Origin of the sequence: Mycobacterium sp., assembly GCF_049585075.1 — a bacterium.
In the GTDB taxonomy this organism is placed as follows: domain Bacteria; phylum Actinomycetota; class Actinomycetes; order Mycobacteriales; family Mycobacteriaceae; genus Mycobacterium.
Genome location: NZ_JBAUZA010000324.1, coordinates 1 through 16,077 on the forward strand (window position 1 = coordinate 1; position 16,077 = coordinate 16,077).

Below are 16,077 nucleotides of genomic sequence, written 5' to 3' on the forward strand. Positions count from 1 at the left end.
CCTGCGCCTCGCGCCGCAATTTGATGGCCCGCGCGCGGGCCCGCGCCGCGGCCGCCAGTGCTTCTGCCTCAGCGGCTTCGGCCTCGGCTTGCTCGGCCAAGGCGATCGCGTCGGCCTTCGCCTCGGCGGAATCCTTCGGCTCTTTGCCAGCCTCAGCCACGGCGACTACAGCTTCTCGACGTCATTATCGACTGAACTCCGGTATCTCTTACGGTATTGCTCATTGCTACCATCGGAGGCACCAGTGAGCTCCGACTGGGATCGAATCGCACGAAAGGCCATGGAAGGTCCAGCCAACATCATGACCGCCGCCGTCGATTCCCCCGAAAAGATACTCTTCGCCTCCACGACCCAAGCTTTTCTCCAAAAAGAGGTTCCGCTGAGCCGGGTGCGGGACCTGCACGCGGCGGGCGTTTCATTCGACCAGTCCTGGTGGCAGCGGGCCGCTGAGCTGGGTTGGACGGGGTTGTTGGTCCCCGAGGAACTAGGCGGCGGCAGCGTCTCGGACGATGGCTTCGCCGATCTGGCGATGGTCGCCGAACAACTCGGAAAGACGGTAGCGCCGGGGCCGCTGTACCCGGTCAGCACGGTGCTCGCGGGGCTGGTGGACTGCGCTGAGCGGCAGGCGCATGCGGCCGCTATCGAGTCGCTCATCTCGGGTGAAACGGTGGCCTCGTGGGCCGTCTACGAGCCGGGCCACGGCTGGGCACCCCATCAGGCGTCGGTGACCTTCACCGAGACTGATTCGGGTTACCGCATCGACGGTGTCAAAGATCGTGTGGAGGCGGGAGCCCAGAGCGGCTTGCTGCTTGTCGTGGCGCGAGGTGACCACGGTGTGCGTCAGTTTCTGGTGCCCACCGACGCCTCCGGCGTGCAGATCGAGCCGCAGCAGTCGGTCGATCTGGTCAAGCAATACGCCCGCGTGCATTTCGACGGTGTGGAAGTCGAGCGCAGCGCGGCCGTCGGCAGCGCCGCGGAGACCGCCGAACTTATCGACCGTCAGAGCCAGGTCGCGCAGGTGCTGCAGTGCGCCGAGGTAATCGGCATTCTGCAAACAGTTTTCGACTTCACCGTCGCTTGGGCGTTGGACCGGCACACCTTTGGCCGCCCGCTGGCGTCCTATCAAGCACTCAAGCACCACTTCGCAGATATGAAGATGTGGTTGGAGGCATGCCGGGCGACGACGGCCGCAGCGGTGGCCGCCGTCTCCGCCCGTTCGCCCGACGCCGGGTTGTCAGCCAGTATCGCGAAGTCGTATGTCGGGGAAATGTCACCCGAAATCGTCCAGGGCTGTGTGCAGATGCACGGTGGAATCGGGGTCACCTGGGAACACGATCTGCATCTGTACTTGCGGCGGGTTGCCCTGTACCGGTCGATGTTCGGCACGCCCGAAGAGCACAACCTGCGGGTGTACCAGTGGCAGGAAGGTTCCAGGTCGGCCTGATGACCGAGGCCCAGACGACATCAGCGGACGTCGAAAGCATCGAACACTTCTGCGCCCGGGCGAGAGTCTGGCTGGCTGAGAACATGCCGCCGATCGACCCCGCGCATCCGCCGGCCGCCCATCGCGATGAGGACCGCTGTTGGCAGCGGGCTCGCGAGCTGCAAAAGCGTTTGTATGACGTCGGATTCGCCGGAATCTGCTTTCCTCGCGAGTACGGCGGCCTCGGGCTGGACTACGAGTACCAGCAGGCGTTCGACGAGGAGAGCCTCAGCTATGAGATGCCGCTGATCCTCAACACGCCCACGTTCACCATCTGCTGTGCGACGCTGCTCGACACGGGTAGCGAAGAACAAAAGCGTCAGCACATCGCCGCGGCGCTGCGCGGTGATGAGGTGCTGGTTCAGTTGTTGTCGGAGCCCAGCGGCGGATCGGATCTCGCCGGCGTGATCACCCGGGCGGAGCGGGATGGCGACCGCTGGGTGCTCAACGGCGCAAAGACATGGAGCACCAGCGCATTCGCCGCCGACTATGGCCTGTGCCTGGCCCGCACCGATTGGGATGTGCCAAAGCACGATGGCCTGACGATGTTCTTGGTTCCGATCAAACATCCGGGAATCACGTTGCGGCGCATCACTCAGCTGAACGGGTCGACCGAGTTCTGCGAGGAGTTCTTCGATGATGTGGACGTCGGCGACGACGCCGTCGTCGGCGAGGTCAACGGTGGGTGGACGGTCGCCTCACGCCAGCTCTACCACGAGCGCCGCGCGGTGGGCGGGAGTTCGGAATTCGCCAGCGGTAGCGGCAGCGAAGGCGGCCGGTCGACACCGGTGAATTATGTGCGGCTGGCCGAGACGATCGGGCAGGCCGACAACGAGCGGGTCCGGCAGCTAGCCGGACGAGCATTAGTGCACCGAGCGGTCAGCGACCAACTGGGCGACCACATTTACCGCAGCGTCCGCGACGGCATACTGCCGCCTGCCGCGGGAACCATTCTCCGGCTCTTCCATGCCGAGACGGTCACCCTGGAGATGGACACCGGGCTGGCAATCACTGGAACCGCCGGAGTCGTCGGCGCAGAGGGGGAGGGTCTGCAGACCGGGTTGCGATACCTATCCCGCCAATCGGTCTGCATTGGGGGTGGCACCAGCGAGTTGGCCCGCAACGTCATTGGCGAACGGGTGCTGAACTTCCCCCGCGAGTACGCCGCCGACCGTGGTGTGCCCTTCAGCCAGGTGCGGCACGGCAACTAAGCCGTCTATACCGTGCGCGCCAACCGCTGTGCGAGCAAGTCAGCGAACCGAGCCGGATCCTCAGGTGTGCCGCCTTCAGCCAGAAGCGCTGTGCCGTAGAGCAATTCGGCGGTTTCCGCAACCTTGGAAAGTTCCTCAGCGTCGTCGGCGCGGTCTTTATGCGCCTGCTGCAGTCCGGTGACAAGTGCATGGGTCGGGTTGAGTTCCAACGTTCGCTTCTCGACCGGAACGTCCTGGCCGGAAGCCCGGTACATGCGGGCGAGGGTCGGGGTGATGCCGAAGGCGTCGGTGATCAGACAGGCCGGCGACTCGGTCAGCCGAGTGGACAGCCGCACCTCCTTGACGTGCTCGCTCAGGGTTTCCTTCAGCCACGTGAGCAGGTCGGCAAAATCCTTCTCTCGCTCCTTGCGCTCGGCCTCGTGGGCCGTCTTCTCCTCTTCGGTGTCGAGATCCACCTCGCCCTTGGCCACCGACTGCAGTGGCTTGCCATCGAACTCGGTCACCGACCCCAGCCAGATCTCGTCGACGGCGTCGGTGAGCAGCAACACCTCGTAACCCTTGGCCTTGAACGCTTCCAGGTGCGGTGAGTTGAGGATCTGCTGCCGTGACTCGCCGGTGGCGTAGAAGATCTGCTGCTGACCGTCCTTCATCCGTTCCACGTAGTCGGCGAGCGTGGTCAGTTCGTCGTCGCTGTGCGTCGAGGCGAACGAGGAGATTTGCAGCAACGTCTCTTGGTTGTCGAAGTCCCGCATCAGGCCCTCTTTGAGAACCATGCCGAACTGGCCCCAGAATGTGCGGTAGTCCTCCGGCCGCTCAGACTGCAGCTCCTTGATTGTCGAAAGTACCTTCTTGGTCAAACGACGCCGGATTGCGTTGATCTGTCGATCCTGTTGCAGGATCTCGCGGGAAACGTTCAGCGACAGGTCTTGTGCGTCGACGACGCCCTTGATGAAGCGCAGATACCTGGGCATGAGCTCGTCACAATCGCCCATGATGAAGACGCGCTTGACGTACAGCTGGACACCGATGTCCGCGCCTGGTTGGTATAAGTCGAATGGCGCGTGCGACGGGATGAAAAGCAGCGCCTGGTACTCGAAGGTGCCCTCGGCCTTCATTGAGATGACCTCGAGCGGCTCGTCCCACGCGTGGGCGATGTGTTTGTAGAACTCCTTGTATTCCTCGTCCGAAACTTCGTCTTTGGGCCTGGCCCATAGCGCCTTGCCTGAGTTGAGGGTCTCGACCTCTGTTGTGACGGTCTCGTCGCCACCCTCTTCCGCGGCCGCGATGCGCTTTTCGACTTCCATCCGGATGGGCCACGCGATGAAGTCGGAGTACTTCTTGACCAGCGTCCTGATTTTCCACTCCGAGGTGTAATCGTGCAGCGCGTCCTCGGCGTCGACCGGCTTGAGGTGCAGGGTGACCGACGTTCCCTGGGGCGCAGCGTCGACCGTGGCGATGGTGTAGGTGCCGTCGCCGCTGGACTCCCACTTGGTGGCCTCGCTCTCGCCGGCCTTGTGCGTGAGCAGCTCCACCTTGTCGGCCACCATGAACGTGGAGTAGAAGCCGATACCGAACTGGCCGATCAGCTCTTCAGAAACCGCTGCGTTTTTAGCGCTCTGGGCTTCGCGCAATTGCTGGCGCAACTCGGCGGTGCCCGACTTGGCCAGGGTGCCGATCAAATCGACGACCTCGGCGCGCGTCATGCCAATGCCGTTGTCGCGAACGGTGAGGGTCCGCGCATCCTTGTCTGCCTCGATCTCGATATGCAGATCGGACGTGTCGACGTGCAGGTCCTTGTTTCGGAACGCTTCGATCCGCAGCTTGTCCAGCGCATCGGAGGCGTTCGAGATCAACTCCCGCAAAAATGAATCTTTGTCGGAGTAGACCGAGTGGACCATCAGGTCCAGCAGTTGCCGTGCCTCGGCTTGAAACTCCAGCTGCTCGACGCCCGCAGTCATGAGATTCCCCTCTACCAGATCGCATTCGAGGGGCAGGCTACAGGATCGCCCCGCTATCTTTGGCCTTGGCGATGTCGTCCCAGTCGAAGCCGAGCTCGAGCAGAACCTCTTCGGTGTGCTGGCCGTGTTCGGGCGCGCGTCCGGGTCCGGGTGGCGTTTCATCGAACTGTACTGGTGCAGCTACCATTTCGTATTCGACACCCTGAGCATCGACGTTGGTGATCAGGTAGCCGTTGGGTTTGCTCTGCGGGTCGTTGAGCGTCTCTCGCGGGGTGGCCAGCGGCGCCCACACCCCGGGCTCATCGGCCAGTGCTTGCCGCCAGTGCTCCAGGTCGTGCTCGGCGAACTTGGCGCCGATCAGGGCGGTAGCTTCGGCGGCGTTGGCGACCAGATTCGACGACGGTACAAAGCGTTCGTCGGTGGCCAGCTCGGGTAGCCCGATTCGCTGACAGAACCCGGCCCAGAACTTGTCCGGCTGCAGGAAGACCATCTGGATCCACCGGTCGTCCTTGGTCTTATAGCGGTTGACCAGGGGATTCATCGCCAACCCCGGCGGCGCTCCGGGTATGCCGTCGATGCCGAACAGGTCGGCGACACAAATCGACGGTGCGATGCTCCACATCGCCTGGGCTAGTAGCGACGAATCGACGACCGTTGCTTCGCCGGTGCGCTCGCGGTGGAACAACGCTGCGCAGACGCCGCCGGCCAGGGTTATCCCCGCTTGTAGGTCGCCGAACGCCGGGCCCTGCACGGCGGGATTTTCGGTGCCGAACGGTGTCAGCGTGTACGCGACCCCGCCGCGCGCCAAATACGTGGCGGCGTCGAACCCGCCCCGGTCGCGGTCGGGCCCGCGCACCCCCAAGCCCGTTCCGCGCGCGATGATGATGTTCGGGTTGAACCCGCGGATGTCCTCGACCGTCAGCCGTGCCCGCTCCAACGCTGCCGGAAGCCAGTTGGTCAGAAACACGTCGGCCTCTGCCAGCAGTCGGCCGAAGAATTCCCGGCCGGCCTCACTCTTGAGATCCAGTGCGATGCTGCGTTTTCCGCGGTTGCTCAGCTCAAGGATGAAGTCGGTGTCGGCGCGGGCCGCCTGCCTGGTGAAGCCTCCGACAACGAGCGCTCGGCCGGGATCACCAATGATGCTCTCTACCTTGATGACCTCGGCGCCCCAGTCGGCCAGCGCGACACCGGCAGCGGGCACATACGTCCACGAAGCCAGCTCGACGACCCGGACGCCACTGAGCACGCCTGACATGCGACCACTCTTTTCGGTGTCTTTTCTATTTTAGGTAGTATAGATACTATAGGTATTTGTCAGCCTGTACTGCAACGACGCAGGGTCGTGGAAGAGATGCGATGGAGTCGAACGCTCGTCCGGTCCCAACTGATGGCCGGGTCAGCGCCCCGTTAGGTCTTCCCGGTAGTCGCGTGAAAAGTCATGAGCCCCAGGGCGGTTCGCCTGTATTCGGAGCGCTGAGAAAGGACCGGCGATGGGCAGAGTGACGGGCAAGGTTGCGGTGGTCAGCGGGGCCGCGCGCGGTCAGGGCCGCTCGCATGCCCGAATGCTCGCCGCCGAGGGCGCCGACATCATCGCGGTCGACTTGTGTGCAGACATCGAAACCAATGAATACCCGCTGGCCCGTCCGGAGGACCTCGACGAAACCGCGCGGCTCGTCGAGAAGGAGGGACAGCGCGTCGTCACCGAAATCGCCGATGTCCGCGACCGGGCCGCCCTCTCCGCGGCGATCGATCGGGGTGTCGCCGAGCTAGGTCATCTCGACATCGTGGTCGCCAACGCAGGGATCTGTCCGCTGACCGCGGGCCTGCCGCCGCAGGCCTTCGCCGATGCTGTGGACGTCGATCTGGTCGGCGTGCTCAACCTTGTGCACTCAAGCCTCAAACATTTGCAAGCCGGCGCATCGATCATTGTGATCGGATCCAACGCGGCATTCATGTCATCGATGAACACCACCGGTATCGATGGCGGTCCCGGGGGAGCGGGATATGCGTTCGCGAAAATAGCCGCGGCGCACTATGTCAACGATTTTGCCCTGGCGCTGGCCAAGTTCTCCATCCGGATGAATGCAGTGCACCCGACGAACGTCAACACCGACATGCTGCACAGCGCGCCGATGTACCGGGCGTTCCGGCCGGACTTGAAAAACCCCACGCGCGAGGATGCCGAACCGGTTTTCCCGGTGGTGCAGGCGATGCCGGTGCCTTATGTGGAACCCGAGGACATCAGCGAGGCGGTGCTGTTCCTGGCCTCTGACGCCGCCCGCTACATCACCGGTCAGCAGCTGCGGGTCGACGCCGGAGGTTTTCTCAAGGTGAAACCGTGGTCCGGCGCATGAGGCTGCGTCAATCTAACTGCAGCTCAACTGGATTGGAGAGGTAATGCCCAAGGGGATGATCTATCTGGAGACGATGCCGGTCTCGCCGGACCGCGAGGCGGAGTACCACACGTGGTACAACGACACCCATCTGGCGGAGATCTGCTCGGTGGACGGCATCGTGTCCGCGCGCCGGTTCGCGCCGACCGACGGCAAAGGCCCATTCATCGCTATCTATGAGCTCGACTGTGACGATCTCGACTCGGTGGTCCAGCGACTGGGGGAGCTAGGTGCCAGCGGCAAGATGTCGTCGCTGGAGCTGCTCAACATGGAGACGCCGCCAATTCCCAAGATCTATCGGCAGATCGGCTCTTACACAAAGTGACGGCCACTACGGAGCTGCCGCCGGAAACCCTCAAGCGCATCTATGCGCTGATGGTGCTGATGAAGACTGCCGACGACCGGCTCTCAAAGGGCATCGGCACCGGAGAATTCATGTGCGTGTACTGGCCGTCGCGCGGCCAGGAGGCGATCGCTGCGGCGATGGGTGTGTCGCTGCGCGCCGACGACCAGTTGGTTACCACCTACCGCGGGTTGCACGATCTGCTTGGTAAGGGCGTCCCGCTGGAGGAGATCTACGGCGAGATGATGGGCCGTACCGTCGGCGCCAGCCGGGGTAAGGGCGGCACCATGCATATCGCCAAACCCGATAAGGGCGTGATGCTTTCGACCGGGATCGTCGGCGCCGGACCGCCTGTGGCGGTCGGTCTGGCGATGGCCGCCAAGCGCAAGGGCCTCGACCGCGTCACCGTGGTCAGCTTCGGCGATGGCGCCACCAACACCGGCTCATTTCATGAAGCGGCCAACATGGCCGCGCTGTGGGATTTGCCGACCGTCTTTGTGTGCCAGAACAATCTCTACGCCGAAATGACCCCGACCAGCGACACGATGAAGCTCGAACACGTCGCCGACCGGGCGGCCGGCTACGGCATGCCAGGGGTGCGTGTCGACGGCAACGACCCGCTGGCCGTTGCCGCCGCGCTCGATGAGGCGCTGCGACGTGCCCGAGCCGGCGATGGCCCAACCTTCATCGAGTGCGTGACATTTCGTTTTCGCGGTCATTATTTCGGTGACCGGATGCCATACATCCCCAAAGATCAGCTGGCAGCGGCGATGGACGCCGATCCGGTGCCGCGGTTCCGCAACTACCTCGCCGATGCCGGCATCTGCGAACCCGACGAGCTCGACAGCATAGAAAGCGACGCGGCAGCGGCGGTGGAGGCGGCGCTGAAAACCGTGATGGGCGCGGACTCCCCGTCGATCGACGAACTCGACCAAGACGTGTATGCAGCTCCGATCAGGTTCCCGGTGTAAAGACATGGACGAGAAAGAGATGACGATGCGCGAGGCGCTTAACCTCGCGCTCGATCAGGCGCTGCACGCAGATGACCGAGTGTTCCTGCTCGGCGAGGACATCGCCGATCCCGGCGCGTCCGGGCCGACCGCCGGGCTCTCGACGAAGTACGGCCACGATCGGGTGTTGGACACCCCGATTTCGGAAGCCGCGATCGTCGGGGCGGCGATCGGTGCTGCGATCGACGGGCTGCTACCGGTGGCCGAGATCATGATCATGGATTTCATTGGCATTGCCGCCGACCAGTTGATCAACAACGCCGCCAAGCTGCGGTTCATGACCGGCGGCCGCACCACCGCGCCGATCACCATCCGCACTCAGGTGTATGCGGGCCTTGCCACCGGCGCCACGCATTCGCAGAGCCTGGAGGCCTGGTTCATGCACATCCCGGGGATGAAGGTGATCGTGCCGTCTACTCCGCGGGACGGCAAGGGCCTACTGACCGCGGCGATCTTCGACGAGGATCCATGCCTGTTCGTCGAAACCATTCGTCTGCAAGGCAAAAAGGGACCCGTTCCCGTCGACCCCGGTTTCTCAATTCCGCTCGGCCAGGCCGACATTAAACGATCCGGCACCGACGTCAGCTTGATCAGCTACGGCCGCAGTGTGCACGAGGCCCTCGCGGCGGCGGCGACGTTGGCCGAACGCGGTGTGAGCGCCGAAGTCGTCGATCTGCGCACTCTCGTTCCCCTCGACGTCGAGACGATCGTCGAATCCGCACGTCGTACCCGACGAGCCGTGGTCATTCACGACGCAGTCCAATTCGCCGGGCCAGGAGCAGAGATCGCCGCGATCCTGCAGTCCGAACTGTTTGGCGAACTGGCGGCACCCGTCGAGCGGGTGGGTGCCAGGTTCGTCCCCAACCCCGCCGCGGCTGCGCTGGAGGCGCAGGTCTATCCGTCGGCGGCGCGCATTGTCGATGCCGTTCAGCGCACCCTGGAGAAAGCGAAAATCCGTGGTTGACTTCGTCATTCGCATCCCACGGGTATCGGTGGCCGTCTCGGAAGCCGAGCTGACCGGGTTCCTTGTCGATGCCGGGGAGCACGTCGAGGAGGGCACACCGATCTACGTGATTGCCACCGAAAAGGTGGAACAGGAAATCGAAGCCGGCGCCTCGGGCACCGTGCAATGGACCGGCCAGATCGGCACCACCTACGACATCGGCGCCGAAATCGGCGTCATTACGGCATAACGAAAGGACAAGCACTTATGGATCTCAACGAGACTCGCGAACGGATCATCTACCAAAAAGAAGGGGCCATCGCCAAGATCACGCTGAACTGGCCCGAAAAGGCCAATGCCCAGGACCAGAAGCTGGCCGAAGAAGTCGACGCGGCGTTGCTGGACGCCGACCGTGATTACGACATCAAGGTGTTGATCCTCAAGGCCAACGGCAAGGGTTTCTGCTCGGGGCATGCGATTGGCAATAACGCCGTCGACTACCCGGCGTTTGTCGAGGCAGGCAAGGTCATGGGCACGCCATGGAAGCCGCAGACCGACCTGTTCGTCAAGCCCATCCTGAACCTGTGGGAGTTCTCCAAGCCGACCATCGCGCAGGTGCACGGCTATTGCGTCGGTGGCGGCACCCACTACGGGCTGACCACCGACATCGTGATCGCCTCCGAGGACGCCTACTTCTCCTACCCGCCGCTGCAGGGCTTCGGCATGCCGTCGGGTGAATGCTCAATCGAGCCATGGGTATTCATGAACTGGCGGCGCGCCGCGTACTACCTTTACCTCGCCGAGGTCATCGACGCCAAGAAGGCATTGGAGGTCGGGCTGGTCAACGAGGTCGTTCCGCGCGATCAACTCGACGCGCGCGTTGAAGCCATCGCCCGCCACATCGCCCAGGCGCCGATGACCACGCTGCTGGCGACCAAGGCCAACCTCAAACGGGCGTGGGAGCTGATGGGCATGCGGGTGCATTGGCAGAGCTCCAACGACCTGGTCGCACTCGCGTCGATCAGCAAGGACGTGCAGGAGCTGATCCAGACGGTGTTCAAGGACAAGGTGTTGCCGTCCGAACAAGCCCGACGCCAGGCAGCTGCAGCCGCATCGACCGACGGCGCGACGGCTACTTAATCTCTCGGGGTCTCCTGGTGAACATCGCCGATCACGCGATCAGCACCGCAGAGTCGCCGGCGCTGATCATCGCCGACGGCGATACGGTCTCGTTCGGTGAGTTGCATGCCCGCAGCCAACGGGTTGCCGCGGTACTGCACAACGCCGGGTTGCGCCGCGGCGACGGTGTGGCGCTGGTACTGCCGAACCGGCCTGAGTTCTTCGAAATCACCTGGGGCTGTCAGTGTTCCGGGCTTTACTACACCGCTGTCAATACCCACTTCACGCCTGAGGAAGTTGCCTACGTCATTGACGACTCCGACGCAACGGCGGTGTTCGTCGACGCTTCGATGGGTGACCTTGCGGCGCATCTGCGCAGTGCCAATGTGGGCGTCGGTGTCCGCATCGCGATCGGTGGCGATTTGCCCGGCTGGCAGTCCTACGACGATGCTGTGGCGGCGGCCGGTGCTGCACCGCCGGTCTCGGACGGTTCGGAGATGCTGTACTCGTCGGGCACCACCGGACGGCCCAAGGCCGTTCGTCGACCGCTGCCGACGGACGGCAACGGCTCGTGGGCCCAGTCGGTCCTAGAGATGGCGCTGATCCACAAGTACGACATGCGTGCTGAGAGCGTGTACCTGTCACCTGCACCCCTGTATCACGCCGCGGGGGTCAACTACACGATGGCGGTCAACCGCGTTGGCGCAGCCGCGATCATCATGCGCAAGTTCGACGCGGAGGCAGTGCTGCGGTTAATCGAGACGCATCGGGTCACCCACGCGCAGTTCGTGCCGACAATGTTCGTGAGGATGCTCAAGCTGCCGAAGGCCGTCCGCGAGAAATACGACGTCTCTAGCCTGACGTGTGTGATCCACGCAGCGGCGCCATGCCCGGTGGATGTCAAGCACGCGATGATGGACTGGTTCGGGCCGATCATTCACGAATATTACGGCGGGACAGAGGGGTTCGCCGGCACCACAATCGGGCCCGAGGAGTGGCTCGCTCATCCCGGCTCGGTGGGCATACCAATGGCCCCGGTGCACGTGGTCGGCGAGGACGGACAGGAACTTCCCGTCGGGCAGTCCGGCGAGCTTTACTTTGAAGGTGGCCCCGCGTTCGAGTACTTCAAGGATGCCGCCAAAACCGCGTCGGTCTACAACGACCGCGGCTGGCGCTCGTTGGGAGATATGGGCTATGTCGACGAGGACGGATACATGTACCTGACCGACCGGTCGACGTTCATGATCGTCTCCGGCGGGGTGAATATCTACCCGCAAGAGGCGGAGAACCTGCTGGTGATGCATCCCAAACTGGTCGACGCGGCAGTGTTCGGCGTGCCCAACGACGAGTTCGGTGAAGAGGTCAAAGCCGTCGTGCAACCGGCCGAAGGCGTTCCGCCGGGGCCCGACCTCGAAGCCGAACTCATCGAGTACTGCCGAGCGCACCTCGCCGGCTATAAGTGCCCGCGCACAGTTGAATTCGATAACCTGCCACGGGACCCGAACGGGAAGCTCTACAAGAGGCGTATCCGCGAACGTTATTGGCAAGGGCGGGCATCACGGATCCTATGAACGAGGGATTGTCATCATGACCACAAACGTGAATTGGACGCCGCTTCCGGTGCCGTGGGCGGTCCAAGCGGCCGACCGTATTCCCAAGCAGCGGTATTACGACCCGGAGTTCTACGCGCTCGAGACCGAACTGCTCTGGCCACGGGTGTGGCAGATGGCATGTCGCCTCGAGGAAATCCCGAAACCGGGCGACTACGTCGAGTACGAGATCCTCGACGAGTCCATCATCGTGGTCCGGCTGGACGCGGACAACGTGCGCGCCTACCACAACGCCTGCCGCCATCGCGGGGTAAAGCTGGTGGAGGGCAACGGGAATCGGCGCACCTTCGTGTGCCCGTTCCATGGCTGGTGCTGGGGCATGGACGGACGCAACACCTTCGTGCTGAGGCCCGAGGAGTTCGACGACCACAACCTGGACCCGGATGATCTTCGCCTCGTATCGGTCAGGTGTGACCTTTGGGGCGGATGCGCGTGGATCAACCTGGACGACGACGCGCCACCGCTGCGTGACTGTTTCGAGCCGTTCGCTTCGATCTACGACGCCTGGAAGGTGGAGTCGTTGCGCGTCGAGTGGTGGGAGTCATGCCGGCTGCCGGTGAACTGGAAGCTGGCAACCGCTGCCTTCATGGAGGGCTACCACGTCCCGCAGACCCACCCCCAATTGCTGCCGTCCTCAATGCCCAACGCGTCGAAACCACCGGGGCTGGCCCAGACCAACATTTATTTCATGCGGACGCTCGGCGAGGGCATGGCCGGCATGACCCACGAGAACGACGTCCGCATCGCAGAAGGCTTGCAGGACATGGAGCTGCCGTCCGATCCGGCCGAGGCGATGGCCGTCTGGCGCAGCACCCTTAATGACGCCATCGTGCACTGGCATCGAGCGCGAGGCTGCGACATCCCCGACCTCAACGAGTTGGCGCGTCACGGCATCACCGAGGCGATCAATTTCTGCTTCCCGCATTACTTTGTGCTGCCCCAATACAGCAGCGCCTCGTCGTACCGGATCCGGCCGCTGGGTCCCGAAGAAACGCTGTTCGAGATCTGGTCGCTGACCCGCATCCCACCCGACCAGACCACGCCCAAGCCGACGCCACCAGTACCCATGGCGCCGGACGACCCGCGCTGGCCACCGATCCCGGCGCAGGACTTCTCGAACTTGCCGCGACAGCAAAAAGGGCTGCATTCCAAGGGATTCGAGTACATGCGCCTGTCGGACCAGATCGAAGGTCTGATCTCGAACTTCGAACGGGTCGTCGACGGCTTCCTCGCGGGCTTGCCGTACGAAACCCTGGTACCGGCGATTCAAAAAACCAACACCACCATCGATGTTCCGATCGCCGATCTCGGATTCAACCCGGAGGCACGATGACCATCCAATGGGATCGCACCGTCGACCTGCTCATCGCGGGCAGCGGCGGCGGTGGGATGGTGGCGGGACTCGCCGCGCTCGACAGCGGGCTCGAGCCGCTGATCGTCGAAAAGCAAGGGCTGGTCGGCGGATCGACGGGGCTGTCCGGCGGTATCGTCTGGCTGCCCAACAATCCGCTGATGCGGGCCGACGGCATAGCGGATTCGCATGAGGACGGGCTGGCTTACCTGGCCGACGTCGTGGGCGACATCGGCGCACCGTCGTCTTCCGCCCGCCGCGAGATGTTCCTGACAGCCGGCTACGAGATGATCGATTTCCTGATCCGCCGGGGTGTGCACCTCGTCCGCTGTGATGGCTGGAGCGACTACTACCCGAACCACAAGGGCGGCAATGCTGCTGGCCGCGCGGTCGAGGGCATTCCCTTCAACGCCGCCCAGCTCGGCACTTGGAGCGACAAGGTGCAGCCGTCGCTGGCGAAGAATTACGGGTTCGTGGTGCTCACCAACGAGCTGCGCTCGGTGCAGTATTTCAACCGGGCGCCAAAGGCTTTCGCCGTGGCGATGCGGGTTTTCATGCGCAGTTGGACCGCGCGGATGGGTCGCCGTCAGCTCCTCACCAACGGCGCGTCGTTGATCGGTCAGATGCTCAAGTCGCTGATCGACCTCTGCGACGGAGAGCCTCCGCTATGGACCAATTCGGCGATGGACGACCTCGTCGTCGAAGATGGCCGGGTCGTCGGTGCCCGCATCGTCCGAGACGGAACACCGTTGAATGTTCAGGCGCGTAGGGGAGTTCTGTTAGCGGCGGGCGGGTTCGGCCACAACGCCGACATGCGACGACGTTACAGCGGCGATCAGCCCAACGAGGCGCAGTGGTCGATCGCCAACGCGGGCGACACCGGCGAGGTCTTGCAGAGCGCGATGCGGCTCGGCGCGAAAACCGATCTGTTGGACGAAGCTTGGTGGCTGCCTTCGGTGTTCATCGCCAACGGCGGTACCACCGCCGCGTCGCTGGGTTCGGGGCGACAACGACCTGGCGCCATCTATGTCGACTCGACCGGCCGACGTTTTTGCAACGAGTCGAACTCCTACGTCGAAGTCGGAAAGGCGATGTACGCCAACAAGGCGGTGCCCTGCTGGATGGTGTTCGACGACGGGTATGTGCGTCGCTATGTGGCGGGCGCCAACCCGCTGAAACGCCGGCTGCCTTCGGGGCTGATTGACAGCGGCGCGGTGAAGCGGGCGGAGACCATCGGTGAATTGGCGCGGCAGATCGACGTGCCCGCTGACGCTTTGGCTCGCACGGTCGAGCGATTCAACCAGTTCGCGGCCAAGGGCCTCGACCCCGACTTTGGTCGGGGTCAGTCGGCGTACAACGACTGCCTGGGTGATCCGGGGTATCGGCCGAATGCGGCCATCGGGCCGCTCGGGCGTGCGCCGTACTACGCGACCAAGGTTTATCCGGCCGACGTCGGCACGTGTGGCGGGGTGATCACCAACGAGCACGCTCAGGTTCTCGACGAGCACGACCGGGTGATCGATGGTCTGTATGCGACGGGCAACACCACGGCGACGGTGATGGGCCGGACCTATCCCGGCGCCGGTGCGAGCATCGCAAGCACAATGGTGTTCGGCTACGTCGCGGCGCGCCATGCCGCCGGGCGCCGGCTAGCCGGCGAGAAGAGCCGCTAGTCGCCGGCCGGCCCGCCGAGCGTGAGCCCAGCTTCACATTCGGCGTCGAGAGTGAAGCCAGCTTCACGTTCGCGGTTCCGGCTCCGACTCGTCGCGGTCTACGAAATCCTTTGGCTTCAGGCCTGATTGCATGAGCTCGGCTCGGCGGGCCTGCACATCGGAAGCCGCGCCCACCATGTTGGTCAAGATGTGGCTGACCTGGAGGTGCACCCGCATCCCCATCAACTCATAGGCGCGTTTCACGCTGTTCTTCACCGCCATCAACGTGGTCAACGGGATCTGTGAGATTTTGCGTGCCATCTCCTCGACGACGTCCTCGAGATCCTCACGCGGAACCACCTTGTTGAGCAGCCCCCAGTCAAGCGCTTCGGCTGCCGAAAGCGTCGGCGCCAGTAGCAGCCAGTCCATGGTGCGATGCCAGTTCATCAGTAGCCACGGCTCGATCATGGTGTGCCCGCCGGGTTCGCCGAGGCTCTGCGCAAGCGGCATCTGAAAATACGCATCCTCAGACGCCACGCAGAAGTCGGTCAGCAAGCCCAGATAGATACCGCCACCCATGCAATAGCCGTGAATCTGCGAGATCGTCGGCTTCGGAAACTCCCACAGATACAACGTCGGCCACAAAAACAGGTCGGCGGTGCCCTTGTAGAGATCCTCGAACGTGTCCCCGAAGTCCGGATACGGATTCTCATCGGGACCCCAGCGGGCCACGTGCCCACCACAGAACCCCTTGCCGTTGGCCTTGAGGATCACCACTTTGATCTCGCGGTCGCGATCGGCCTCGTGCAGGCATTCATCGACCTCGGTGACCAGGACCGAATCCTTGGTGTTGGCTTTGTCGACACGGTTGAGGATGATCCGCGCAATCGGCGGATCGCGTTGGTAGATCACGGCTTCGAGGACGCGCTGCTCCATGTGGGTCACCCTATTGGCGAGCAGACGCAGAGTCGCACTGTTTCAGCGCGAAACGTGCGATTCTGCGT

The 16,077-nt window shown here is 63.5% G+C and carries 14 protein-coding genes; 11 read left to right on the plus strand and 3 right to left on the minus strand.

What is annotated here, in order from left to right:
• Positions 1-301 precede the first annotated feature (301 nt).
• Together WB785_RS15380 and WB785_RS15385 are read left to right on the plus strand one after the other, a co-directional pair.
• Positions 302-1,444, plus strand: a complete 1,143-nt coding sequence (locus WB785_RS15380; RefSeq protein ID WP_424080188.1) for an acyl-CoA dehydrogenase family protein — start codon at positions 302-304, stop codon at positions 1,442-1,444.
• Complete coding sequence (locus tag WB785_RS15385) at positions 1,444-2,694, plus strand: acyl-CoA dehydrogenase family protein (protein WP_424080189.1); 1,251 nt, start codon at positions 1,444-1,446, stop codon at positions 2,692-2,694. The genes WB785_RS15380 and WB785_RS15385 overlap by 1 nt, the downstream gene beginning before the upstream one ends.
• 5 nt (positions 2,695-2,699) lie before the next feature.
• Here the strand turns inward: WB785_RS15385 and htpG are convergent, their stop codons facing one another.
• Together htpG and WB785_RS15395 are read right to left on the minus strand one after the other, a co-directional pair.
• Positions 2,700-4,652, minus strand: a complete 1,953-nt coding sequence (gene htpG / locus WB785_RS15390) for a molecular chaperone HtpG (RefSeq protein ID WP_424080190.1) — start codon at positions 4,650-4,652, stop codon at positions 2,700-2,702.
• Between the two features lie 37 nt (positions 4,653-4,689).
• Positions 4,690-5,907, minus strand: a complete 1,218-nt coding sequence (locus WB785_RS15395) for a CaiB/BaiF CoA transferase family protein (protein ID WP_424080191.1) — start codon at positions 5,905-5,907, stop codon at positions 4,690-4,692.
• A gap of 235 nt (positions 5,908-6,142) precedes the next feature.
• Here WB785_RS15395 and WB785_RS15400 point away from each other — a divergent pair, with 235 nt between their 5' ends.
• The 9 genes from WB785_RS15400 to WB785_RS15440 are packed head-to-tail and all read left to right on the plus strand — an operon-like array spanning position 6,143 to position 15,094.
• Positions 6,143-7,006 carry a mycofactocin-coupled SDR family oxidoreductase gene (locus WB785_RS15400; protein WP_424080192.1) on the plus strand — a complete coding sequence of 288 codons (864 nt, stop codon included), beginning with the start codon at positions 6,143-6,145 and terminating at the stop codon, positions 7,004-7,006.
• 43 nt (positions 7,007-7,049) lie between these two features.
• Entirely contained in the window at positions 7,050-7,370 is a 321-nt protein-coding gene (locus WB785_RS15405) for a hypothetical protein (protein WP_424080193.1), read from the plus strand.
• Between the two features lie 50 nt (positions 7,371-7,420).
• Positions 7,421-8,359 (plus strand): thiamine pyrophosphate-dependent dehydrogenase E1 component subunit alpha, encoded by a 939-nt coding sequence (locus WB785_RS15410; RefSeq protein ID WP_424080201.1) that lies wholly within the window; start codon positions 7,421-7,423, stop codon positions 8,357-8,359.
• Between the two features lie 4 nt (positions 8,360-8,363).
• On the plus strand, positions 8,364-9,362 hold the full coding sequence (locus WB785_RS15415) for an alpha-ketoacid dehydrogenase subunit beta (protein ID WP_424080194.1): 999 nt from the start codon (positions 8,364-8,366) through the stop codon (positions 9,360-9,362).
• The gene (locus WB785_RS15420) at positions 9,355-9,591 is read left to right on the plus strand and encodes a biotin/lipoyl-containing protein (protein WP_424080195.1); all 237 of its coding nucleotides are present in this window, start codon (positions 9,355-9,357) and stop codon (positions 9,589-9,591) included. Before WB785_RS15415 ends, WB785_RS15420 begins: the two co-directional genes overlap by 8 nt.
• Before the next feature lie 17 nt (positions 9,592-9,608).
• On the plus strand, positions 9,609-10,481 hold the full coding sequence (locus WB785_RS15425; protein ID WP_424080196.1) for an enoyl-CoA hydratase-related protein: 873 nt from the start codon (positions 9,609-9,611) through the stop codon (positions 10,479-10,481).
• Between the two features lie 17 nt (positions 10,482-10,498).
• Complete coding sequence (locus WB785_RS15430; protein ID WP_424080197.1) at positions 10,499-12,031, plus strand: acyl-CoA synthetase; 1,533 nt, start codon at positions 10,499-10,501, stop codon at positions 12,029-12,031.
• 16 nt (positions 12,032-12,047) lie between these two features.
• Complete coding sequence (locus WB785_RS15435) at positions 12,048-13,403, plus strand: aromatic ring-hydroxylating oxygenase subunit alpha (protein ID WP_424080198.1); 1,356 nt, start codon at positions 12,048-12,050, stop codon at positions 13,401-13,403.
• On the plus strand, positions 13,400-15,094 hold the full coding sequence (locus tag WB785_RS15440; protein WP_424080199.1) for an FAD-binding protein: 1,695 nt from the start codon (positions 13,400-13,402) through the stop codon (positions 15,092-15,094). The genes WB785_RS15435 and WB785_RS15440 overlap by 4 nt, the downstream gene beginning before the upstream one ends.
• A 63-nt stretch (positions 15,095-15,157) precedes the next feature.
• On the opposite strand, the gene WB785_RS15445 is transcribed toward WB785_RS15440, so the two are convergent.
• A complete protein-coding gene (locus WB785_RS15445) occupies positions 15,158-16,009 on the minus strand; it encodes an enoyl-CoA hydratase-related protein (RefSeq protein ID WP_424080200.1) in 852 nt (283 codons plus the stop codon).
• Between the last annotated feature and the right edge of the window lie 68 nt (positions 16,010-16,077).

Excerpts from the sequence above, each read along its gene's own strand:
- WB785_RS15380 (WP_424080188.1), top strand. The coding sequence starts at position 302 with ATGACCGCCGCCGTCGATTCCCCCGAAAAGATACTCTTCGCCTCCACG.
- WB785_RS15435 (WP_424080198.1), top strand. The coding sequence starts at position 12,048 with ATGACCACAAACGTGAATTGGACGCCGCTTCCGGTGCCGTGGGCGGTC.
- WB785_RS15440 (WP_424080199.1), top strand. The coding sequence starts at position 13,400 with ATGACCATCCAATGGGATCGCACCGTCGACCTGCTCATCGCGGGCAGC.
- WB785_RS15405 (WP_424080193.1), top strand. The coding sequence starts at position 7,050 with ATGCCCAAGGGGATGATCTATCTGGAGACGATGCCGGTCTCGCCGGAC.
- WB785_RS15385 (WP_424080189.1), top strand. The coding sequence starts at position 1,444 with ATGACCGAGGCCCAGACGACATCAGCGGACGTCGAAAGCATCGAACAC.
- WB785_RS15425 (WP_424080196.1), top strand. The coding sequence starts at position 9,609 with ATGGATCTCAACGAGACTCGCGAACGGATCATCTACCAAAAAGAAGGG.
- WB785_RS15395 (WP_424080191.1), bottom strand. The coding sequence starts at position 5,907 with ATGTCAGGCGTGCTCAGTGGCGTCCGGGTCGTCGAGCTGGCTTCGTGG.
- WB785_RS15410 (WP_424080201.1), top strand. The coding sequence starts at position 7,421 with ATGGTGCTGATGAAGACTGCCGACGACCGGCTCTCAAAGGGCATCGGC.
- htpG (WP_424080190.1), bottom strand. The coding sequence starts at position 4,652 with ATGACTGCGGGCGTCGAGCAGCTGGAGTTTCAAGCCGAGGCACGGCAA.
- WB785_RS15400 (WP_424080192.1), top strand. The coding sequence starts at position 6,143 with ATGGGCAGAGTGACGGGCAAGGTTGCGGTGGTCAGCGGGGCCGCGCGC.
- WB785_RS15445 (WP_424080200.1), bottom strand. The coding sequence starts at position 16,009 with ATGGAGCAGCGCGTCCTCGAAGCCGTGATCTACCAACGCGATCCGCCG.
- WB785_RS15415 (WP_424080194.1), top strand. The coding sequence starts at position 8,364 with ATGGACGAGAAAGAGATGACGATGCGCGAGGCGCTTAACCTCGCGCTC.